The organism is Leifsonia psychrotolerans (assembly GCF_013410665.1).
Lineage (GTDB): Bacteria > Actinomycetota > Actinomycetes > Actinomycetales > Microbacteriaceae > Cryobacterium > Cryobacterium psychrotolerans_A.
Genome location: NZ_JACCFM010000001.1, coordinates 530,902 through 553,220 on the forward strand (window position 1 = coordinate 530,902; position 22,319 = coordinate 553,220).

The following is a 22,319-nucleotide window of genomic DNA, read 5'->3' on the forward strand; positions in this document are numbered from 1 at the left end:
GAGGGACTGGCGCCAGAGGCTCGGGTTGACGCTCGTCGGCGCCTCGCCGGTCAGAAACGCATAGCTGTCGGCATCCTAGACCACCTGCCCGTCGGAACCCGTCACAACTCCCGATGCGGGAGCGCCGAGAAAGCCGCGATCGGCATCATCGAAATCGCGTGTATCGCCGAGTGGAAGCGAAGCCAGTAGCTCGCGGTGCTGGGCTTGGATGGACGGGGAGACGGATGAGTTTTGCATGCTCAGACTGTGCCCTGGAGTTCTCGAATCGACAAGGTGCAAACACAACCGCCCTCCCGCACTCGTGTGCGGAAGGGCAGCGGTGTTCGTCGCGTGATTCGGGGTTAGTAGCGGGGCTTCCGCGGCGGGCGGTCGTCGCTGTACTCGCGCCGCGGCGCACCGGCACCGCTCTGGTCGGGTCGCAGCTCGATCAGCTTGCCGCTGATGCGCGTGTTCTCGAGTTTTGAGAACACGGTGCTTGCCATGTCGGCCGGCAGCTCGACGATCGAGAACTCGGGCAGAATCTTGATCGCACCGAAGTCGTCACGGCTCAGGCCGCCCTCGTTCGCGAGCGCACCGACGATCTGACGCGGCTCAACCTTGTGGCGCTTGCCGACCTCGATACGGTACTGGGCCATCGGCTTGTCGGTGCGTGGGCGGCGCTCGGACGGGCGCTCGCTGCGGGCCGGACGGTCGTCGCGCTCCCAGCGGTTGGCGCCGCGGTCGTTCCGGTCGCCACGGTCATCGCGGCTGCCACGCTCCGGGCGCTCGGTGCGCTCGCGCTGCTCGCGCTCGAAACGCTGAGCGCGAGCATCCTCGGGCGACAGCAGCAGGGGAGTGTCGCCCTGCGCAACCAGCGCGAGGGCTGCGGCCACGTCGGACTCGGGCACGTCGTGGTGCGAAATGTAGTGGTTGACGATGTCGCGGAAGGTGCTGATGCGCTCGGTCTGGTCGAGGGCCGCCGTGATCGCATCATCGAACCGGGTCAGACGCGTGACGTTGACGTCTTCGACGCTCGGCAGCTGCATCTGCGTGATCGACTGGCGAGTGGCCTTCTCGATCGAGCTGAGCATGCGGCGCTCGCGCGGGGTGACGAAGCTGATCGCGTCACCGGTGCGGCCGGCGCGGCCGGTGCGACCGATGCGGTGGACGTAGGACTCGGTGTCGATGGGCAGGTCGTAGTTGACGACGTGGCTGATGCGCTCCACGTCGAGACCGCGCGCGGCGACATCCGTGGCCACCAGAATGTCGAGCTTGCCTGACTTGAGCTGGTTGACGGTGCGCTCACGCTGCACCTGGGCGACGTCACCGTTGATGGCTGCTGCGGAGTAACCACGCGCACGCAGCTTCTCGGCGAGAGTCTCGGTCTCGTTCTTGGTGCGGGTGAAGACGATCATGCCTTCGAAGTTCTCGACCTCGAGGATGCGGGTGAGGGCATCCACCTTCTGCGGGTACGACACCATCAGGTACCGCTGCGTGATGGTCGACGAGGTCGTGGTCTTGTTCTTGACCGTGATCTCTTCGGGGTCGTTCAGGTACTGCTTCGAGATGCGGCGGATCGCGGCGGGCATCGTCGCGGAGAAGAGGGCGACCTGCTTGTCGTCCGGGGTGTCGGCAAGAATCGTCTCGACGTCTTCCGCGAAACCCATCTTGAGCATTTCATCGGCCTCGTCAAGCACCAGGTACTTGAGCTCGGAGAGATCAAGTGTGCCCTTGGCGAGGTGATCCATGATGCGCCCGGGGGTGCCGACAACAATGTGAACGCCACGGCGCAGCGCCGAAAGCTGAACTCCGTAGCCCTGACCACCGTAGATGGGAAGCACATGAACACCCTTGAGGTGTGCGGCATATTTCTCGAACGCCTCACAGACCTGCAAGGCGAGCTCGCGGGTCGGGGCAAGCACGAGCGCCTGAGGGGTCTTCTGGGTCAGGTCGAGGCGGGACAGGATTGGCAGCGCGAAGGCTGCCGTCTTTCCGGTTCCGGTCTGGGCGAGGCCCACGACGTCACGACCGTCAAGGAGTGGGGGAATGGTTGCGGCCTGAATGGCCGAGGGGGTCTCGTAGCCGACGTCTTTAAGCGCCTTCAATACTGCGTCGGAGAGCCCGAGTTCTAAGAAGGGCTTCGCTTTGCTGGCAGGTTCTGCCTCGCTCGGCGCGGATGTTTCAGACGTCATTCTCTATACGGTAGCCGACCAAAGTGTGTATATACCGCGTGAGAGGCCGCAAAACAACGCATTAAGCGAAAAAGACGTCTTAAATCTGCACTATCGCCCTCTGCCAGCGTCGACATAGAGTGCATTTAGCGCGCGCGAGCGAGAACGCGTCGGAGGTGACCGAATGCCGGAGAGCATCGTGCGCAGTGCGGTGCAGGACGCGGCGCCGCGTGAGCTGACCGACGTTTTCGCCTCGGTCGCCTCGTCCCCGGGAGGGTTGTCATCGTCCGAGGCAGCGCGTCGACTCGTCGCCGATGGCCCCAACGCCATCCGCACGCACAAGGCAAACGGATGGGCGGTGCTCGGCCGCCAATTTCGCAGTCCGATCCTGCTCTTGCTGATTGTCACGGCGGGTATCTCGCTCTTCGTCGGCGACACCACGGATTCGACGGTCATCGGTGTGATCCTGCTCGCCAGTATCGGGCTGGGCTTCGTCAACGAGTTTCGGGCCGAACGGGCCTCGGAGGCGCTGCACTCGAACATTTCGCACCGCGCCGTCGCGGTGCGGGACGGCACGCCGATCGAGGTGAACGTGATCGACCTCGTGGTCGGCGACATCGTTCACGTGGGGCTGGGGGCTGTGATCCCCGCCGACATCCGACTGCTCAGCTGCACCGATCTGCTCTGCGACGAGGGCATCCTCACGGGCGAGTCGCTGCCGGTGGAGAAGAGTGTGGAACCGGTGGCCGCGGATACCGCTCTCGGAGACCTGAGTTCCTGCATCCTGATGGGCACCGTCGTGCAGGCTGGCACCTGCACCGGAATCGTCGTGGCAACCGGCGGGAGTACCGAATTCGGCCGGATCGCGCTCGGCCTCGGAGACCGGCAGGCGCAAACCGAGTTCCAACGCGGGCTGAGTCGCTTCTCCGTGCTGCTGCTTGAGGTCGCGTTGGTCCTCACCACGCTCATCTTCGTTGCCAATCTGCTTCTGCATCGCCCGCTGCTCGAGTCCCTTTTGTTCTCGCTGGCGATCGCCGTGGGAATCACCCCGCAGTTGCTTCCGGCGGTCGTGAGCACCTGCCTGGCCACGGGAAGCCGCATGCTGGCACGGGAACAGGTGCTCGTAAAACGCCTCATCTGCATTGAGGATCTCGGCGACATGGATGTGCTGGTCACCGATAAGACCGGAACGCTTACCGAGGGGCGCATCAGTTACACCGACGCCCGAATCGTGCGGCCAGAGACGACGCCCGAGCAGATTTTTCTCCGGGGCCTGCTCTCCACGGAGGTCGACTACTCGACGCCGCAGGTGTCGGTGGCCGGACAGAATCCGCTGGATACGGCACTCTGGGAATCACCGCTGGCGGGGCAGTTCGAGGCCGGGCAGTTCACCCAATTGGCACTCGTTCCATTTGATCACCAGCGGCGCATGACGAGTGTGCTGGTGCGGGAGCACGCGGGCGCCGTTCGGATCGTGACCAAGGGATCGCCCGAGGACGTGATGGCCCGGTGCCGAGCACTCCCTGCGGATGCCGCGGCCGTGCTCGACGCACTGTACGACGCCGGCTCGCGGGTCGTTGCCGTGGCCACCCGCGAGGCTCCCGACCTGACCACGATCGGGCCGGCCGACGAAAGAGATCTCGTGCTCGACGGTTTTCTCGTCTTCATTGACCGGCCGAAGGAAAGCGCCCGGGATTCCCTTGCCGAACTGGCGAAGCTCGGCATCGCGGTCAAGATCGCCACCGGTGACAATGCGAAAGTGGCCGAGCGGGTCTGCGCCGACCTCGGCATGGTCTCGGGTGGCACGCTGAACGGAACCGAGATCGACGCACTCTCCGACGCCGATCTGACCGAGAGGGTGCGCGAGGCCAGCATCTTCGCCCGGGTCTCTCCCGAACAGAAGGCGCGTATCATTCTCATGCTTCGGCAGAAAGGGCGAGCGGTGGGGTTTCTCGGCGACGGCGTCAATGACGCCCTGGCGCTGCACCGCGCCGACCTGGGCATCTCCGTTGACAGTGCGACGGACGTCGCGAAAGACGCGGCCGACATCATCCTGCTCGACAAGGATTTGGGCGTTCTCGCTCACGGGGTGACGGAGGGGCGCCGCATCTTCTCGAACACCATCAAGTACGTGCTCATGGGCACGTCGAGCAACTTCGGGAACATGTTCAGTGCCGCGACGGCGTCGGTGGTGCTGAGCTTCTTGCCGATGCTGCCCGGGCAGATTCTGCTCAACAACCTGCTCTACGACACCAGTCAGCTGGCGATTCCCGGTGACCGCGTCGACCCTGAGCAACTGCGGGCACCCTCGCACTGGGATATCAGGTTCATTCGCCGGTTCATGCTGCTCTTTGGCCCGATCAGCTCGATCTTCGACTTCATCACCTTCGCGCTGATGATCTTCGTCTTCACTGCCGTGCCCGGCGAGTTTCGGGCCGGCTGGTTCATTGAGTCGCTCGCCACCCAGACCCTGATCATTTTCGCGATTCGTACCCGCAGAGTGCCCTTTTTTCGAAGCAGGCCGTCAGCGGGACTGCTTGCTGCGGCGCTCGGAATCGTCGTGATCGGCACATACCTTCCGCTGTCGCCGATTGGCGGGCTTCTCGGCTTCGATCCGCTGCCGGCACCGTTCTTTCTGGCCCTCGTCGGCATGGTCGTGCTCTATCTGGTGCTGGTCGAGTTCGCCAAACTGTGGTTCTTCGACCATTACACTCCGGTCTCCGTTCCCGAACGCGTGCGAGGCCGCAGCCATCATCTGGCTCGGCGGGCGGCGCGGTTCAGCACCGCGCAGACACTCCAGAAGGTCACACGTCGGCATCGGGTCACGAGGCTCTAGCCGGTCCACCGCGCCGGTGACAGACTCGACTCATGTCTGATGCCACCGCAGTTCTGCAGCCCGTCCCGACACCGATCGGCCCGACCATATGAGCACCGAGAGTCGGGGGTCGGTGCCACGCACCGTCGGCCGCGTCATCCTGGGCCTGTTCCTCATCTTCGCGGGGGTGAGCCATCTCAGCTTCGCACGTGACGAATTCGCCTCACAGGTGCCGGATTGGGTGCCGCTCAGTAAAGATGCCGTGGTGCTCGCCTCGGGCGTGGTCGAGGTCTCGCTCGGGGGAGCGCTGCTGCTGCTGCGTCAGCGCCGCGTCACGGTGGGCTGGGTCGTGGCTGCCTTCTTCGTGGCTGTCTTTCCCGGAAATATCTCGCAGTATCTCACTCATTCGAATGCGTTTGGACTGGATTCGGACCAGGCGCGCGGCATCCGACTGTTGTTTCAGCCCCTGCTCGTGCTGTGGGCGCTCTGGAGCACCGGAGCGTGGAGGGCTTGGCGCACCCGCAGCCGCACTCGCACCCGCACGCACGGGTGACCACCCATACCCTAGAGTGACAGCGTGAAACTACGGGGGATGCGCACACGTCGGCGGCGCACCTGGCCGTGGATCACGGTCGGAGCGATCGTGGGCGTCACGGCTCTCGTCTGTGGCGTCATTGTTTTCGGCGGCGCGCAGGTGCTCTTGACACCCCATCACGCGATGACCTCGTCGGCCGGCACCGTGTTATCGCTCACGAGCAGCGAGATCACCCTGCCGAAGCTGGCCACCACCCAACGCGTGGGTACCTACGGTCTGGTCTGGGATACCGAGGCCGGAGCGGGGACGGGAACCGCGACGATCGGGCCGATCTCGTCGACCACGAAAGACAGCGTCACACGACCCATTTCGCAGATCGTGGGCGCGCTCGCCGTTGGCACAGCCGTGCAGCTGAACCCGAACATCCACAACTCAGATCCCCAGCAGAGCCTGGGAATCCCGTTCACGACCGTGCAGGTCGACGGCGAACTGGGGCCGATGCCGGCCTGGCAGGTCAAGGGCACCGGATCGACGTGGGTGCTGTTCGTCCACGGCATCGACGGTCAGCGCGAGAGTGGATTGCGCCCCCTTCCCACGATTGTGGCCGCCGGGCTCCCTACGCTGCTGATCACGTATCGCAACGACGTGGGTGCACCAGCGAGCCCCAACGGTCTGATCGACCTGGGCCAGACGGAGTGGCGTGATCTCGACGCTGCCGCCGCCTACGCGATCACGCAGGGCGCGACAGAGTTTGTGCTGTACGGCGATTCGATGGGTGGCAGCATGGTCACCCAGTTCATGCAGCGCTCGGACCATGCGCCTCGGGTCACCGGCATGGTGCTCGACGCCCCGGTTCTCAACTGGGCTGGCGTGCTGCAGGGGCAGGCCGATCGCGCCCACGTTGGATTTCTGGGCGGCGCACTCAAGCAGGCCGTCTCCTGGCGCGGCGACATCGATCTGAATATGCTCAACCAGCTCGACCAGACCGAGACGTTCGCAGATCTGCCGATTCTGTTGTTTCAAGGGTTGGCCGATCCGCTCGTGCCACCGACCGAGAGCCAGCAGTTCGCCGCCGCTCTTCCCCTCGCCAGCTACGTTCCGGTGCCGCACGCCGGCCACATTCAAAGCTGGAACGTCGATCCCCAACGGTATGAGACGCACCTCGGCGAATTTCTGGCGCCGTATTCGAGTGCCCCAGGGTCACCCGTCGACTCTCCTGAGTGACCGGTTGGCGCGACCTCCCGGTTAGCGGGAGGATGGGAACATGGCGACTACTGAACAGCCCTGGGTCAAGAACTACCAGCCGGGTGTGCCGGCCGAGATCGTGTTGCCGACCGAGTCGCTCGTCGCGATGTTCGAGCACTCGGTGGCCGAAGCCGGGGACTGCCCGGCATTGGAGTTCTTCGGTCGACGCACGAGCTACACCGAACTCGGTAATCAGGTGGGACGGGCGGCCGAAGGGCTGCGACGCCTCGGCGTGCGCGCCGGCGACCGGGTGGCTCTGATTCTTCCGAACTGCCCCCAGCACGTCGTCGCGTTCTACGCCGTGCTGCGCCTTGGCGCTGTCGTTGTCGAGCACAACCCGCTGTACACCGCGCGCGAGCTGCGCCACCAGTTCGAAAATCATCAGGCTCGTGTCGTGATTGCCTGGGACAAATCCGTGGCCGCCATTTCGGAGTTCCCGGCCGACATCGAGATCGACCACATCGTCGCAGTGAACCTTCTCGACGCGTTCCCCGCTGTGAAGCGCTTCGCGTTGTATCTCCCGGTGAAGAGTCTGCGCGAATCTCGGGAGGCTCTCACCGCCAGGGCTCCCGGAGCCATGACGTGGAAAGAGCTGCTTCGCCACGATGTGATCGATCCCGAGCACCCGCATCCGGCCGTCACCGATCTGGCTGCAATCCAGTACACCTCGGGCACGACGGGGCAGCCCAAGGGCGCCATGCTCACCCACTTCAACCTCTATTCCAATGCACTTCAGGGCGAAGCCTGGATGCACGGGGCCGAGAAGCGCAAGGAAATTCTGTACGCGATTCTGCCCATGTTCCATGCCTTCGGCATGACGCTCTACCTGACCTTCGGCATCCGCAAACAGGGTCTGCTGGTACTTTTTCCGAAATTCGAACCTGGCCTCATCCTCGACGCAATGAAGAAATCGCCGGCCACCGTCTACTGTGCGGTTCCGCCGATTTATGAGCGCACGGCGCTCGCGGCGAAGGAGAAAGGCGTCTCACTGCGCTCCTGCAAATATTGCATCTCGGGAGCGATGAACCTGCCCGACCATGTGGTTGAGCTCTGGGAATCGGTGTCGGGCGGCTTGCTGGTTGAGGGCTACGGCATGACCGAGTCGTCGCCGGTCGCACTCGGCAACCCGTTCTATCCCACCCGGCGCGCCGGAACAATCGGGGTGCCGTTCCCATCGACGCTGATGAAGGTCGTTGATCTCGACGACCCCACGATCGAGATGCCGCCGGGCGAACCCGGCGAGCTGTTGCTGCACGGCCCGCAGATCTTCCAGGGTTACTGGAACAATCCGGAGGAGACCGCGAAGACGCGCCTGCCCGGCGGGTGGCTGCGCACCGGCGACATCGTCACCGTCGACGACGATGGATTCACCACAATCGTCGACCGGGCCAAGGAACTCATCATCACGGGTGGCTTCAACGTCTCGCCGTCAGAGGTCGAGGCCGTGCTTCGTTTGCACTCGGATGTCGTGGATGCGGCGGTGTTCGGCAAGCCGCTTGAGCGCGGTGGTGAGATGGTCGTTGCGGCGGTTGAGTTGGCACCGGGCGCCGACCTGAACGAAGAAGCGCTGCGTGCCCACTGTCGTGATCACCTCGCCGCCTACAAGATCCCGCGCCGGATCGTGCAGATCGAAGACACCCCGCGGTCGATTCTCGGCAAGATTCTGCGTAAAAAGGTACGCGAGCAAATGCTGCCGTTGCTTTAAGAGCTCATTCCGATCCCGTTGCCCGTTGAGTTGCGGACTTTCGGCCTTCGACAGCAGGAAAAACCCTGCAAAGTCCGCATCTCGCGAGTAGCGGTTAGCGACTGCGTCAGGATCTCAAGCAATCTCTCGAGCCTCAACAACGGGACGGGGTGACTTCTGAGCAATCACGACAGTGGCGTAGAACTCTTCTGAGTCGACGACGCGCGCCGTCAAGCCACCGGCGGTGACGGCATCCGTCGCAGCGGCTCTCTGCTTGTCGCCAATTTCGATCAGCAGGCTTCCACCGGGGGCGAGCCAATCGGTGGCCTCCGCGGCAACACGTCGCAAGACTTCGAGCCCGTCGAGGCCTCCATCGAGCGTGACGAGGGGCTCATGGTCGCGGGCTTCCGGTGGGAGGAGGTCGATCGCATCCGTGGGGACGTAAGGCACATTGGCGAGCATGATGTCGATGCGGCCCCGCAACTCCGGGGGGAGCGGGGCGAAGAGGTCGCCCTGGTAGACACGGCCGCCCAGTGGTTCGGTGTTGCGGCGCGTGCAGGCCACGGCCGGCGTATCGATGTCGGTGGAGTGCAACTCGATTCCGTCGACCATCGAACCGAGAGCCACGCCGAGAGCCCCGGTACCGCTACCCAGGTCGAGCACCACGGCACCCGGCCGGCTGAGGCGGGCGGCCTCGCGCACCAGGAACTCTGTGCGTTGCCGGGGAACGAAGACTCCGGGACCCACCCCGATGCGCAGGCCACAAAACACGACCCAGCCCAGGATGGCTTCGAGTGGGAACCCGGCGACGCGTTGGGCGATCATTGCCTCGAGATCAGCGTCGGACTGCGGCACCGACAGCAAAAGTCGGGCCTCGTCTTCGGCGAAGACGCAGCCCGCGGCGCGCAGCCGAGAGGTCAGCGCGGCAGCCGAGGGTGATGACGGAGGTGTGGTCATGGGGGTGACTCACCCTACACCGCGTCGTTTTCTGAGGAATACCCCTGATTGTTTCGTTTGCGTCTCAAGAGGCGTAGCGTCGAAACAAGGATTCACACGACCGTGGGGTCACATGAACTCCACAATTTGGAGGAACCTCATGCCTGACAAGTCTCCGCACCGGCACGATACGAAAAAGCCCGGAAAGAGCATCAAAGAAAAACGCGCGAACAAGCGTGCCAAGACCACGTCTCTGGAAGAGACGGATGCGATCTCTCACCTGCGAAAGGTCGACAAGCCGCACCACCCCCTGATGTAAACGCTACTGGCCGCGCTTGTCCAGGCCGAAGCTGATGACGGAAGTCACCACGAGCAGCAGGGTCAGTGCCGCAGCCAGAGCGAACCCGGCTTGTGCCCCCGCGTTTTCAGCGATGAACCCGCCGAGCGCGGTGGCCAGGGCCTGACCGACGACCAGCGCGCTGGTCAGCATTGTCATGACCGTTGTGGTGCGTCCGGCTGGCGTGCGTTTGTGCGCGGTCGTGAAGAGAGTGACGATCACGGCACCGATTCCACACCCGGCAGCGATGAGGCCGACGACGACCAGAGCAACCGAGGTCGCGACAACCAGCGAGAGTGCCGCGAGCAGTGCGAGGGTACCGAAACTGATCCACCGGGCGCGCAGGCTGAACTTCTCCGGTGCGAAGACGATCAGAATCGCGACCAGCACTGAACCCAGGCTCAGCCCGCCGAACACGATGCCCGTCGACAGTTCAAGGCCCTGATCACGCATGAACTCGGTCAACGCCGTGAGCGTCGAGCCGAAGAACCCCCCGACCAGGAACATCCCGGCCGTGGGCAACAGGATGCGCGGGCGCAACAGGCTCCGGAAGGAGTGTGTGGGGGCGAGGGTGAGTTCGGCGGGTTCCAGCCGCTTCGCCGAAGGGTGGAGTGCGAAGCCGACAACGAATGTCGCGGCGATGGCCGCTGCGATGATCAAAGGAGCGCTGGCGCCGAATGCGCTAGCGAGGATTCCGATGGCGACCGGGCCGAAGACGAAGGCAGATTCGTCGGCAACCGACTCATAGCTCATCACGAGCGACAGTGTCTTGCGGCGCAGCAACCCGTCGGTTCTGGCCGTCACGAGCGAGATCAGGCGGGTGCGTGACAGCGGGGCCACCTGCGGTGTGCTGGCGCCGACGAGGAAGCCGAGGGCGGCAACCCAGGCGATGGATGCCGGGGACGCCGTGAGCAGCAAGAAGGCGATCAGGCTGACCACATTGACCGTGGTGGCGACCAGCAGTACCGGGCGCTGGCCGTATTTGTCGGCAAGCGAGCCGACGAGCGGACCGATGAGTGCGGTGCCGATTCCGGTCACGGCCGAGACGGCGCCGGCCTCGGCGACCGAACCGCGCACGCTGGTGACCAGCGTCAGCACACCCACGACGGTCATCGCGAACGGGAGCCGGCTGATGAAAGCCAGCGGGAAGAAGACGGGACCGCCCACGCGCAGCATGGTGCGCGCCGGAGAGGACGGTGTCGAGGAAGAGGGCTGAATCGTGGGCTGTGAGCCCGTGAGGGTGTTGGAAGAACTCAAAATGTCGTAGCAATCGGTTGGTGTCGGTGTCGCACCGACGGGATGGGTGTTACGCCTGGCGGGCCGCTGCGACGAAAGCGCGGATCAGGCCTGAATCTTTCACTCCACGGCTCGACTCGACACCGCTTGAGACGTCGACGCCGCCGGGTCGCACGGCGCGAACGAGGCCTGCCACGTTGTCGGGGGCCAATCCGCCGGCCAGGAGCCAGAATCCGTGTGGCGGGCGATTCTCGAGGTCTGTTGTGTCGAATGTTGTTCCCGCGCCCGGAGTGACGGCGTCGATCAGCACTCGATCCTCGCCGAGCCTCATCGAGCCGGCGCCCTCGCGATACCTGTCGATCGAGAGCGCGCGAATGGTGCGGAATCCTTCGTCGCGGAGACGATCGAAGTGATCGTCAGGTTCGTCGCCGTGCAATTGGACTGTGGTGAGGCCCGCCTGGCTCGCGCTGGAGAGCACAAGGTCGAGCGGCTGGTTGCGAAAGACCCCGACGGTTTCGATCGAGACGGGAAGATCGGCCGCGAGGCCCGCGGCGTGTTCGACGCTCACGAGTCGGGGGCTGCCGGGTGCGAAGACGAATCCGATCGCATCGGCACCACTGTCAACGACAGCCTGGGCGGCAGCTGCTGTGCTGATGCCGCATACCTTTACGTAGACCTGGCTCATCTGCTCACTCTCTGCTGGTGGTGAAACGTCGCGCACCATCGTCATGTCTCCCACACGTTACGCTGCCGAAATTGATGCTCCCGGGGAGGTGAGCACGCGAGCTGCGGCAGCATGTCCGCCCTCGCAGGCCACTCGCAGGTCATGTGTCAAAAGGTATGACGCCAAAAAACCTGCGGCGAATGCGTCGCCGGCCCCCGTGAGATCGCGCACGTCGGTCACCGGGGGGACAGCTACGACGATCACGTCGGCGCCGGGCTGATGCACAACGGTCGGGTCGGCTCCAGCCTTTGTCACCACGATGGTTTCGGGCAGCAACGACGCATTCGGTCCGGGCAAGCCATCGATCGTGAGACCGAGAAAGGTGCTCTCGCTTTCGTTGCCAATGAGGAAGTCCGGCCGCAGCTCGACGAGCAGGTCGAGAAAACGCTGCACGCCATATTGGCTCAGCATGCCCGTCGATGAGGCATCGATCGAGACCTGAATGCCCTTCGCCTTGGCGCGCCGGATCACCTCGATCGTCGTGGCACCGACCGGCTCGCCGTTGAAGGAGTAGGCGGGCACGTGCAGGAGCCGAAGGCCATCGAGCCATTCGTCGGGGACCTCGCTGAGCAGGGTCGATGCGCCCCGGTGGGGGAGCATGCTCCGCTCACCGGTTTCGTCGATCAAGATGACGATGGTTCCGGTGCTGCCCGCTCGTTGAACCCGTACGTCGACGCCCTCGGCCTCGAGGCCCTTCACCAGCGAGTCGCCGAGAAAGTCGTCGCCGACGCATCCGATGAACCGGGTGGGTCCGAGACGGCCGGCAAAGCTCGCCACATTCGCGGCGCTGCCGCCACGGGTGTGAAAAATCTCGGCCTTGGTATCGGTTCCGTGTTTCAGTGGTTCAGCCATCCAGACGATGACGTCTTCGACGAGATCCCCAATGATCCCCAGCACGATGTCGCGTGCCCTAGCGGCTCAGTGCGGCGGCCACGAGGCCACCGAGCGCGACGTTTCCGCGGTAGACCTCGACGTTGACGTCGAGGCTGACACCCTTCGTGTCGCGCTGAATGAAATCGAGCAGGAACGGCGTCGAGGCGTTGCCGCTGATGCCCTGCTTCTCGGCTTCGGCCCAGGCGCGGGCGAGGATGTCGTCGAGCTGCTCCGGGGGAAGCTGCTTGTCGGTGGCGACCGGGTTGGCGAGCAGAACCGACTGCGGCAGGCCGAGTGCGTCACGGGCCTTGACCACGGCGGCGACCTCATCCGGGGTGTTCACGGCGTAACCGATGGTGAAGCCAGAGTCAGAGACGTAGAAGCCCGGGTAGTGAGTGGTGCCATAGCCGATGACGGGAATGTTGAGGGTCTCGAAGCGTTCGAGGGTGGCGGGAATGTCCAGAATCGACTTGACGCCAGCGCTGATCACGATGATCGGCACCTGGGCGAGGGTGGTCATGTCGGCCGACTCATCGAAGCTCTCGGCTGCGCCGTGGTGCACGCCGCCCAGGCCGCCGGTGGAGAAGACCTTGACGCCGGCTTCGTGGGCGAGGAACGCGGTGGCCGCGACGGTGGTTCCACCGTGGCGTCCGAGCGCGTGAATGACGGGCAGGTCGCGCAGGCTGACCTTGTCGATGTTGTCGGTCTTCGAGAGGATCGTGATCTGCTCGGTGGTGAGGCCCACCGTGGGGACGCCGTCGAAGAGGCCGATCGTAGCGGGCACAACGCCCTGCGCACGCAGGCTCGCCTCGGCCTCCAACGCGACCTCAAGGTTGCGGGGGCGCGGGAGCCCGTGCGTGAAGATCGTCGACTCCAGGGCGACGACGGGGCGGCCGTCGCGGACGGCGTCCTGGACTTCCTGTGAAACGTGGATGACGGGAGAAGTCATGAGCGACTCTTTCTGTTGAACTGACTGACTGGCTGACTGGCTGGTGAAGCCGATAGGTCAAGGTTAGGGGCGAAAGCACAAAAGAACCAGAAACAATCAAGGCACTTTAGATAGGCTTTGTCTATGCAATATACGCTTCGTCAGATCGAAATCTTCGTCGCCGTGGCCGAGGCCGGACATTTCGGACGCGCCGCTGAAGCCCTGCACATCTCGCAACCCACGGTGAGTCAGGAGGTCGGACGCTTAGAGCGGGCGCTCGGAATCGCGCTGCTTGATCGCTCGAAGCGATCAGCCACCGTGACTGCGGCCGGCGAGGTCATGATGATCGAGGGGCGGATGCTGCTCAGTCAAGCCGACCGACTTCTCGACCAGGTGCGCCTGCACGATCCGAGCCGACAGCGCGCTGCTCGTATCGTCGCCTCGCCGAGTGTGGTGAACCGTCTGCTGCCCGCGGTGATCAGCCGGGCCGAGCAGGAGATCCCGTCGGTGCGAATCGAAGACATCCCGGTCGAGACGGGCGGCGTCTCGCCCGAGATGGTCGTCGAGAACGCCGACATCGGGCTCGGCCGCTTTCTGACCGAGCTGGACGGCTTTCAGATCGAGACCATCGCGCTCGAGCAGGTCTATGTGGCACTCAGCCGAGCGCATCCGTTGGCACAGCGCGACAGTATCGCGCTGGCCGATCTCGACGATCTGCCGCTGCTGCTGTGGTCACGGGAACAGAACCCGGTCTACTACGACTACCTGATGGAGATTTGTACATCACGGGGGTTGAGCCCGATGGTGTTGGTGAGCCCGCCGCGCATTGTGGGCTCGCGGCTCTATCTGCTCAGCGAATCGCGGGCTTTCTCGCTGGTACCGTCGTCGATGCTGGGCCACCTGTCGGAGGGGCTGACGACCGTGCCGCTCGATCGGCCGGCGACGGTGCCGCTGTCGATGCAGTGGCGCACGGGCGACACCCGACCGCAGCTCGCGCAGCTTCGGGAACTCGTGCGCGAGGTGGCTGCGGGGCTGTCGGCCTCGACGAGTTGACGAGGTCGCGGCCGGTGAGACGGCGGGGGACGTGCGCCGACTGACTGACCAGGTGCTTCCGGGTGTCGCCGAGGTGCAGTACCCGCGGGCGTCGGATCGTTGGCATGATTGCGGGTGAGCTTCGAGCGCCGAAGCCCGTGGCTGATCCGGGGGCCCTGTGGACATACTGATCGTTGTCGTGCTTGGTCTGCTCGCCATAGCCGTCGCATCGATGTTGAGCACGCGACTCGGCGTGGCTGCACCGCTCCTGCTCGTCGTTGCCGGAATTGCCGTCAGTCTGCTTCCGTTCGTGCCCACCGTGCAGATCGACCCCGAGTGGATTCTCGCCGGAGTCTTGCCACCTTTGCTGTACTCAGCGTCGGTGTCGATGCCGGCCATGGACTTTCGCCGCGAATTCGGGGCAATCGGCGGGCTCTCCGTGGTTCTCGTCGTCATCAGCGCCACGGTGCTTGGTCTGTTCTTCGCTTGGGTGATTCCCGGGATCGGGATCTGGTGGGGGATCGCCCTCGGCGCGATCGTGAGCCCGACGGATGCCGTGGCCACCTCCATCGTCAAGAAGGTCGGGGTGACTCCTCGGGTCGTCTCGATCCTTGAGGGTGAGGGGTTGCTCAACGACGCGACCGCACTCGTGCTGTTACGCACCGCGATTGCCGGCACGGCGGCATCCGTCTCGTTCGGCGGGGTGCTCGGCACCTTCGTCTTCGCGGTGGCGGTCGCGGCGGTGATCGGCTACCTGATCGGACGACTCAATTTGGCGCTCCGATCCCGGGTGTCGGATGCGACGGTCAATACTGTGTTGTCGTTCACCGTTCCCTTTCTGGCTTCGATACCGGCCGAGGCGCTCGGGGCCTCGGGCCTTGTCGCCGCCGTTGTGGCCGGTTTGGTGACCGGACATCGCGCTCCGCGCGTGCTCTCTGCGCGGAACCGATTGTCGGATTCGGTGAATTGGCGCACCGTCGAGCTGGTGCTGGAGGGCACCATCTTCCTGTTGATGGGCCTGGAGTTGACCGCGATCGTCGGCGACGTCTACCGTGACAACGCGGGCATCGGATCTGCGATTCTGATCGCGGCCGCGGCCCTGGGGTTGACCATTCTGGTGCGGGCCGCCTACGTCGCTCCGCTGCTCGCCTGGCTTCGGGCCCGGGCCAGACGCAGTGAACACCTGAAGCCACGGTTGGCTGAGTTCACCGCGCGGCTGCACAACCCTGTCCCCCCGGCTGCCGAGGCCACCGACGGGCGCCCCCCGGGCAACCGACGTGACGGTCTGAGTGGAAGTCTTGTGCCGTCGCCCAGCCGGGTGGAACGGATGCGCACCCGCGTGCGCCGCGCAAGCGCCGACATCGACTATCTGCTTGCCGCCCCGCTGGGCTGGCGAGAGGGAACCATCGTGGTGTGGGCGGGGATGCGCGGGGCCGTCACCCTCGCGGCAGCGCAGACCTTGCCGGCCGAAACGCCGAATCGATCGTTGCTCATCTTCATTGCCTTCGTGGTCGCGGCCGCATCGCTCCTGATCCAGGGGGGAACCCTGCGCCGGGTCGTCGGACTCGTCAAACCCGCGACGGGATCCAACCGCGAGGCGGAAGCCGTCGAACGCAGCGGCATCCTGGACCTTCTGTTTGACGCTGCGAAATCGGTTCCCACCGGGCTGGCGCTCGCCGCGAAGCCGCAGGCGCTCGCCGTGATCGAAGCGCAGCGTCGGGCGCTGCTCGATGCGCGTGACGACGGACTGTTCAGCGCGGGCGCGTTGAGAAATGCGTTGGCGGTGCTTGATGCCGACCAGATCCGGCTGGAGTTGCGCGGCGGATCCGCAGGCTGAGCGTGTCGGGGCTTCCGAGTCTGCGCGCGGCTTGAGGCGCTCGGCGCAGGCTGGAACATACGCCGAGCGCCACACTCTGCGCCGCGACACTCCCGGCCAAAGTGAAACGGCCAGGTACCCTTGACGAGGCCCATTCGGCGGGCCCGCGAAAGGAACACCCTCGGTGAGCGACATTGCAGGCGAATTGGCTCGCGTACGCGAGGCCTTCGATAAGCCCACGCTGCGCTTGCTTGACCGTAAATGGGCACCGTTCGTGCTCGCCGTGTTCACACTGTCGTTCAGTCGTGACCGCAGCAGCGTGCAATGCGACAGGCTGCATGCCCAGGTCGACGCCTACCTGGCCGATCTGCGCACGATCGGCACCGAGACACCGACCGGTACCGGCCGGAGCCTGTGCGTGCAGTGGATGAACGACCAGTGGCTCTATCGCGATACCAGCCGCGACGCCGGTCGCGACCCGAACAGCGACGCAGCCGGTGAAGCCGAGGAGCGCTACTCGCTCACCTCCCACGCGCTCGAGGCGCTGTCGCTGGTCGAGAGCCTGTCGCGTGATCGTGCGCTGATCAGCGAGTCTCGCCTGACGATGATTGTCGACGCCGTGCGCCACCGCGCCACGCAGGCCAACCCGGATCGCGACGAGCGCATCCGTCGCCTCGACCTGCAGATCGCCGAGCTCGCCAGCGAGCGCGATCGGTTGGCCGCCGGGGGAGAGATCGCGCCGGCATCCGTTGAAGAGATGCGGGAGGGCTACGCCAACCTGATCGACCTCATCGGGCAGCTACCCGGCGACTTCAAACGGGTCGAAGAGTCGGTTGCCGCAATGCACCGCCAGATCGTCAACGACTTTCGGTCCGACGATCGCCCGATCGGCGACGTGCTCGACGAGTACCTGGCCAAGACGGATGCCCTCATGTCGCTCACCGCGGAAGGCCGCGCGTTCGAGGGCGCCTTCGATCTTCTGCGCAATGATGCGCTGCTGCTCGAACTGAAACGCGACCTCGAGGCAATTCTTGACCATCCCTTCGCCGAGGGGCTTCGCCCCACCGAGCGTCGCAGCTTCGGCGCGACGGTCGGCCTGATTCGCAACGGCATCGACGACGTTTTGACACAGCGCAACGGACTCACCACGACCCTGCGCGAGCACATCGTCAACCATGACATCGTCAAAGATCGTGAGCTGGAGGGGCTGCTGCGTGAGATCAACATCGAGCTCGTCACCTGGATGCAGACGGCCGGCCCGCAGTCGCGCGTGCGTACCGAGATTATGCCGGGAAACCTCGACGCTCCGCACCTGCGCGAGCGGTTCTACGACCCTGAATCGCATGTGCCGCCCGCGCCGTTGGCTGATGTCTCGCAGCATGCGCCCGAGGCGTTGAGCCTCGATGACATGCGCAAGCAGGGGGGACCGCAGCTTGCGGAGATGCGCGAGGCGATGCTCGACGCGTTCGAGGCAGGGCAGGTGGCCTCGATCGGGGCCGCATTCAACAAGCTGGAGAACGGGCTGCGCCGTCCGGTCGAGATTCTCGGGCTCCTGCAGCTCGCCACGCAGATCGATGCCGTGAACCATGATGGCGCGAACCATGATGGCGCCGTCGAACACTACCGAACGGTGCGTCCCGACGGCTCGCAGCGCACCTTCGCGGTAGCGCGGGTCACCCTCGGCGACAACGAAAAGGCGGCCCTTCGGGCCCTGACTGATGGAGCAAACAGTGACCAGTGACGACTGGAGCGATGACACCGCAGAGGCGTCCGGCACCGGCACAGGCGTCGACACCGGCACAGGCGTCGACACCGGCACCGACACCGACACCGACGGCGTCGAGAGCGAGGGAGAGAGCCTTTCCCTGTTCGAGGGCGACGAAGGCGGGCTCTCCGCTGCGCAACGCCGCACGCTCGTGCTGCTGCTGAAGCACCGCTATATCTCGGCCGCCGAGCATCCGGCAGCCTGGCGCACCCTGCTCGCCTCGACGAGTCGCATCAAGTCGCGTCTCAACGATCTGTTCCTTGACCTGCACGTCGACAAACACTTCGAGGTCGCCTTCAAACGGCAGGCGCAGGGCGAGGGTGGAGTGGTCTTTCCGACCGTGCTGCATGACACCTCGTATACCCGCGAAGAGACCATTCTGCTCGTGGTGCTCCACCAGCGCTTCCGCAGCGAACGCGCTAACGGCCACGAATTCGTCATCGTCGACCGTGACAATCTTCTCGAGAAGGTGGCGCACTTTCGACCCGCGCACGCGACCAACCGTTCGGGCGACGCGAAGAAGGCATCCGCTGCAATCGATGCACTCGCCAAGGCGCACGTGCTGCTGCGCACGAGTGATCCGGACCGATTCCGCATCGCCCCGGTGATCGAGGTGCTGCTGCCCGTAGCACGCCTGGCCGAGCTGCTTGAGTGGCTACGTGCCGAAAACGGTAGCCACAGCGTTGAGCGTGCGGATGCCGCAGTGCCAATTCTCGAGGCCGAACTGGAGCCTGCCGTATGAGTGATTCCCCGCTGTTCTACATCGATGGCGCGACCGAGGGCACCACGCAGTGGCGGGCCGAGACGTTTCAGATGGTCAACTGGGGTGGCTTTCACGGCCACCATTCTGTTGATCTTGCCGCGACGGCGACGCTGATATCGGGTGCATCCGGAACAGGAAAGAGCACACTGCTTGACGCTTACCTCGCCCTGATGATGCCGTCTGACACCCCGTTCAACGGTGCGTCGAACGATGCGGGCTCGGGGCGCGCGCGCAGCGCCGAGCAGCGCAACGTGCTCACCTATCTGCGTGGCAAGACCGACGACACCCGCGAGGCCGAGACGGGCGCACTGCACGACCAGGTCTTGCGTGGCGGAAGCGAACCGGCCTGGGGCGCGATCGCGATGACCTTCATCGACGACAACCGGCGCCGTTTCACCGTGCTGCGCAGCTACTACGTGCCGCGGGCGACGAACAGTTACTCCGACGTCTCGATGCGGATGGCGACGTTCGACGGCGCCTTGAACCTCAGCGATCTCGAAGACGTGGTTGCGGCCAAGTTTGAGAAGCGCGCGCTCAAGGCCCGATTTGCGGGCATTGAGGTGTTCGACACCTACGCTGCATTCGCCCAGACGCTTTATACGCGCCTCGGCATCGGGGCGAACGGTGAGGGCGGCAAGGCGCTGCGTTTGCTCGCGCGCATTCAGGCCGGCCAGCAGGTGAAGACCGTCGACAGCCTGTACAAGTCGATGGTGCTTGAACGCCCAGCCACTTATGCGGCGGCCGACAAGGCCGTCAATCACTTCGAGGACCTCGAGCGGTCCTATGGGGCCATGGTCACCGAGGCGCAGAAGGCCCAGGTGCTGGAACGTCTTCCCGAGCTTCAGAAACAGTTCATTCTGGCCAACGACAAGGCCGACCTGGTCGACACCTTCGGGGTCTCTCGCACGGGTGACACTCCGTTGCGCCTCTGGGAACTCGGCACCGAACAGCGCCTGCTCCGAGTCGCCGGCGACAGCAATCGCACCGACCGCAGCCGTGTTCGGGCGGAACTGAGCGCGGCAACTGCGACCGAGAATGACCTCAAAGCGCGGGTGGCCGAGAGCCAGCGCCGCCAGCGCGAGAACGGCGGCGATGTGCTGGCCGACCTGCGCAGCGAGCTCGCCCTGCGTGCCGAGCAGCGCGACGATCGGGTGGCATCCCGCGCTCGATTCGACGAGCGCGTGGCGGTGCTGGCACAGCCGCTGGGCACGCGCACCGAGTTCGCCGAGGCACAGGCCGCGGCCGCTCGCACCCTGGCTGCATTCGGCGCCGCCGAGGCGCACGCCGAGGAACGCCACGAGGCGCTCCGTCGCGAGCAGTATCCGCTCGAAGAACAGATTCGCACGCTGAAGAAGGAGCGCGACTTTCTCGACGGACGGCACAGCCTGGTTCCCGAGCACCTGCACTCCGCACGCCTCGCGATCGCCGAGACGGCCGGCCTGACCGCCGATGACCTGCCGTTCGTGGCCGAGCTGATCGACCTGGCGCCTGGAGAAGAGCGCTGGCGTCAGGCTGCCGAGGTCACGCTCGGTTCTGTCGCGCGCATCCTTCTGGTCGACGAGACCAAGCTTGCCGCGCTGGGCCGCGCGATCGATCCCCTCGCGCTGCCGGTGCGCATTCATTTCGAGGGCGTACCGCTCAGCGCGGTGATGGATGCCGCGGCGGGCGACCCCGGGCATCCGCTCGATACGGACGTCGTATCGGGCAAGCTCGTGCATAAGGACTCGCCGTTTCGCGCGTGGCTGCGGAAGCGTCTGTGTCTGCCCTCGCTCGACGCACGCTGCGTCGAGACTGCCGCCGAATTCGGCGCGGAGGGCTCGTATGTCGCCCTGAGCGGGCAGACCCGCAGCGGCAGTCGTGGGGCGCACGGCATGAACCGCGACCAGAAGCCGATCATCGGATTCTCGAGCCAGGCCCGCCAAGACGAGATTGCGGAGGAGCTCGCAGAACTCACCGCGGCGGCCCAGCGGCTGGCGAACTCGGCTCAGGATCTCGGCGCGGAGCTTGCCGCATTGCGAGCCCGACGTGACGCAAGCCAGTCGCTGGCGGATGCCGTCTGGGAGTTGATCGACGTCGATGCCGCCGAGGCACAGCTGACTGACAAACAGGGCGAGCTGGCGCGCGTGCTGGCCAACAGCGACGTGTTGCGAGCGCTGCAGGAGGAGGAGCTTCGCCTCACCGCCGAGCTCGACACTGCTCAAGGGCTGCGGTTTGAGGCCGAGCGTGCGGCGCGCGTGCTGGCCGAGGAACAATCTGAGATCGTCGATCGTGAGGACGAGGTGAACGCGCAGCTCGAACGCCTCGTCGACGAGCAGGTAGTCACACTGTCGGAGGAACAGATCGCGCACCTCGACGCCGAATTTGAAGCCGTCGGTGACCCGACCGCTCTCGACGGTTTCGCCGCCGGGATGAAGCGTCTGCGGGAGCGGCTCGCCGAGCAGTCCATGATCGAACGTGATCGTGCCGTGCAAGCTGCCGGGGCGATGCGGAACATCTTCGACTCCTACCAGCGGGCCTGGCCAGATCCCACGATCGGCACCGGGCTCGACTCCTATCAGGGCTACCGCGACATTCTTGATTCGGTGCTCACGCTCGGTTTGCACGAGCGCCGTCAGGAGTGGAAGAAGCGCCTCGCGGCGTGGAGCGGGCAGGATCTCGTTCCGCTTGCGGGGGCGTTCGAGACCGCGATCGAACAGATCGAGGACCGCCTGCTGCCGATCAACGGAATCCTGGCCACGCTGCCGTTCGGCGCCGGCCGGGACCGCCTGCAGATCGCGCTGCGCCGCCTGCACCGCGACGATGCGACGGCGTTCCGCGCCGAACTCAAGCAACTCTCGAGCGGGGCGACCGAGCAGTTCGACGATGAGCAGACCGAGGAACGGTTTTTTGCGGCTGCAGGCCTTCATGGCCGGCATCCGCAAACCGGAAGACGAGTCGAAGCCGTCGTCGACCCGCGACCTGCTGCTCGATGTGCGCCGGCACGTCGAGGTGACAGCCGTGCGTACGACGATCGATGGCGAGGTGCTCAGTACCTATTCATCGCTCGGCGGCAAGAGTGGTGGCGAGTCGCAAGAACTCGTCGCGTTCGTCGTCGGCGCCGCGCTGCGCTTTCAGCTCGGTGACGAGAGTCGCACCCGGCCGCGTTTCGCGCCGGTCTTCCTCGACGAGGGCTTCGTGAAGTCGGATGCCGAGTTCGCCGGCCGCGCGGTCGCCGCGTGGAAGGGACTCGGCTTCCAGCTCATCGTCGGTGCCCCGCTCGACAAGGTCACGGCGCTCGAACCGTACATGGAACTCGTACTGTCGATCACCAAGAACCATGCGCAGGGTTATTCGTACATCACGCCGATAGCGGATGCGGCGGGGCCGGTTGACGAAGCAGCAGCAGAGGACCGAGCTGCCGAGCTCGTGCCCGCTCTCGGTGATTGAGGTGCGGAGCGAGCTCTGCGAGCGAGCCTCGAAATCAGGCGAGCCACCCCTTAA

Annotated in this window: 18 protein-coding genes; 11 read left to right on the forward strand and 7 right to left on the reverse strand. The window is 65.0% G+C overall.

The features are described from left to right. Nucleotides 1–75 precede the first annotated feature (75 nt). Both HNR05_RS17460 and HNR05_RS02375 read right to left on the reverse strand, forming a co-directional pair. Entirely contained in the window at nt 76–237 is a 162-nt protein-coding gene (locus HNR05_RS17460) for a hypothetical protein (protein ID WP_246318330.1), read from the reverse strand. Nucleotides 238–341: 104 nt separating this feature from the next. Beyond that, nucleotides 342–2,171 carry a DEAD/DEAH box helicase gene (locus tag HNR05_RS02375; RefSeq protein ID WP_179577566.1) on the reverse strand — a complete coding sequence of 610 codons (1,830 nt, stop codon included), beginning with the start codon at nt 2,169–2,171 and terminating at the stop codon, nt 342–344. 163 nt (nt 2,172–2,334) lie between these two features. Here HNR05_RS02375 and mgtA point away from each other — a divergent pair, with 163 nt between their 5' ends. From mgtA to HNR05_RS02395, 4 genes are all read left to right on the forward strand, one after another. Next, entirely contained in the window at nt 2,335–4,986 is a 2,652-nt protein-coding gene (mgtA, locus tag HNR05_RS02380; protein WP_179577567.1) for a magnesium-translocating P-type ATPase, read from the forward strand. Nucleotides 4,987–5,074: 88 nt separating this feature from the next. After that, entirely contained in the window at nt 5,075–5,518 is a 444-nt protein-coding gene (locus HNR05_RS02385; RefSeq protein ID WP_179577568.1) for a DoxX family protein, read from the forward strand. 24 nt (nt 5,519–5,542) lie between these two features. After that, complete coding sequence (locus HNR05_RS17870) at nt 5,543–6,724, forward strand: DUF8805 domain-containing protein (RefSeq protein ID WP_179577569.1); 1,182 nt, start codon at nt 5,543–5,545, stop codon at nt 6,722–6,724. A 40-nt stretch (nt 6,725–6,764) separates the two neighbouring features. Beyond that, nucleotides 6,765–8,450 carry a long-chain-fatty-acid--CoA ligase gene (locus HNR05_RS02395; protein ID WP_179577570.1) on the forward strand — a complete coding sequence of 562 codons (1,686 nt, stop codon included), beginning with the start codon at nt 6,765–6,767 and terminating at the stop codon, nt 8,448–8,450. Nucleotides 8,451–8,564: 114 nt separating this feature from the next. Here the strand turns inward: HNR05_RS02395 and HNR05_RS02400 are convergent, their stop codons facing one another. Further along, complete coding sequence (locus tag HNR05_RS02400) at nt 8,565–9,386, reverse strand: putative protein N(5)-glutamine methyltransferase (protein WP_179577571.1); 822 nt, start codon at nt 9,384–9,386, stop codon at nt 8,565–8,567. A 139-nt stretch (nt 9,387–9,525) separates the two neighbouring features. Between HNR05_RS02400 and HNR05_RS02405 the strand changes: the two genes are divergently transcribed. Beyond that, a complete protein-coding gene (locus HNR05_RS02405; protein ID WP_179577572.1) occupies nt 9,526–9,684 on the forward strand; it encodes a hypothetical protein in 159 nt (52 codons plus the stop codon). Between the two features lie 3 nt (nt 9,685–9,687). On the opposite strand, the gene HNR05_RS02410 is transcribed toward HNR05_RS02405, so the two are convergent. From HNR05_RS02410 to HNR05_RS02425, 4 genes are read right to left on the reverse strand one after another with little or no spacing between them, the layout of a single operon-like run. After that, the gene (locus HNR05_RS02410; protein ID WP_179577573.1) at nt 9,688–10,959 is read right to left on the reverse strand and encodes an MFS transporter; all 1,272 of its coding nucleotides are present in this window, start codon (nt 10,957–10,959) and stop codon (nt 9,688–9,690) included. Between the two features lie 49 nt (nt 10,960–11,008). Next, nucleotides 11,009–11,623 carry a phosphoribosylanthranilate isomerase gene (locus tag HNR05_RS02415; protein ID WP_179577574.1) on the reverse strand — a complete coding sequence of 205 codons (615 nt, stop codon included), beginning with the start codon at nt 11,621–11,623 and terminating at the stop codon, nt 11,009–11,011. Nucleotides 11,624–11,680: 57 nt separating this feature from the next. After that, complete coding sequence (locus tag HNR05_RS02420; RefSeq protein WP_218868789.1) at nt 11,681–12,514, reverse strand: carbohydrate kinase family protein; 834 nt, start codon at nt 12,512–12,514, stop codon at nt 11,681–11,683. Nucleotides 12,515–12,572: 58 nt separating this feature from the next. Next, entirely contained in the window at nt 12,573–13,484 is a 912-nt protein-coding gene (locus HNR05_RS02425) for a pseudouridine-5'-phosphate glycosidase (RefSeq protein ID WP_179577576.1), read from the reverse strand. A gap of 123 nt (nt 13,485–13,607) precedes the next feature. On the opposite strand from HNR05_RS02425, the gene HNR05_RS02430 reads away from it, so the two are divergent. The 6 genes from HNR05_RS02430 to HNR05_RS17475 all read left to right on the forward strand — a co-directional run bounded on the left by HNR05_RS02430 (nt 13,608) and on the right by HNR05_RS17475 (nt 22,265). Further along, nucleotides 13,608–14,516, forward strand: coding sequence for a LysR family transcriptional regulator (locus tag HNR05_RS02430; protein WP_179577577.1), 909 nt, complete (start codon nt 13,608–13,610; stop codon nt 14,514–14,516). Nucleotides 14,517–14,673: 157 nt separating this feature from the next. Next, entirely contained in the window at nt 14,674–16,332 is a 1,659-nt protein-coding gene (locus HNR05_RS02435) for a cation:proton antiporter domain-containing protein (RefSeq protein ID WP_179577578.1), read from the forward strand. A 163-nt stretch (nt 16,333–16,495) separates the two neighbouring features. Next, nucleotides 16,496–18,052 (forward strand): DUF3375 family protein, encoded by a 1,557-nt coding sequence (locus tag HNR05_RS02440; RefSeq protein ID WP_179577579.1) that lies wholly within the window; start codon nt 16,496–16,498, stop codon nt 18,050–18,052. Then, nucleotides 18,042–18,818, forward strand: a complete 777-nt coding sequence (locus HNR05_RS02445) for a DUF4194 domain-containing protein (protein ID WP_218868790.1) — start codon at nt 18,042–18,044, stop codon at nt 18,816–18,818. The genes HNR05_RS02440 and HNR05_RS02445 overlap by 11 nt, the downstream gene beginning before the upstream one ends. Next, nucleotides 18,815–21,961, forward strand: a complete 3,147-nt coding sequence (locus HNR05_RS17875) for an ATP-binding protein (RefSeq protein WP_179577581.1) — start codon at nt 18,815–18,817, stop codon at nt 21,959–21,961. The genes HNR05_RS02445 and HNR05_RS17875 overlap by 4 nt, the downstream gene beginning before the upstream one ends. Next, on the forward strand, nt 21,861–22,265 hold the full coding sequence (locus HNR05_RS17475) for an SbcC/MukB-like Walker B domain-containing protein (RefSeq protein WP_343062673.1): 405 nt from the start codon (nt 21,861–21,863) through the stop codon (nt 22,263–22,265). Before HNR05_RS17875 ends, HNR05_RS17475 begins: the two co-directional genes overlap by 101 nt. Nucleotides 22,266–22,319: the final 54 nt, after the last annotated feature.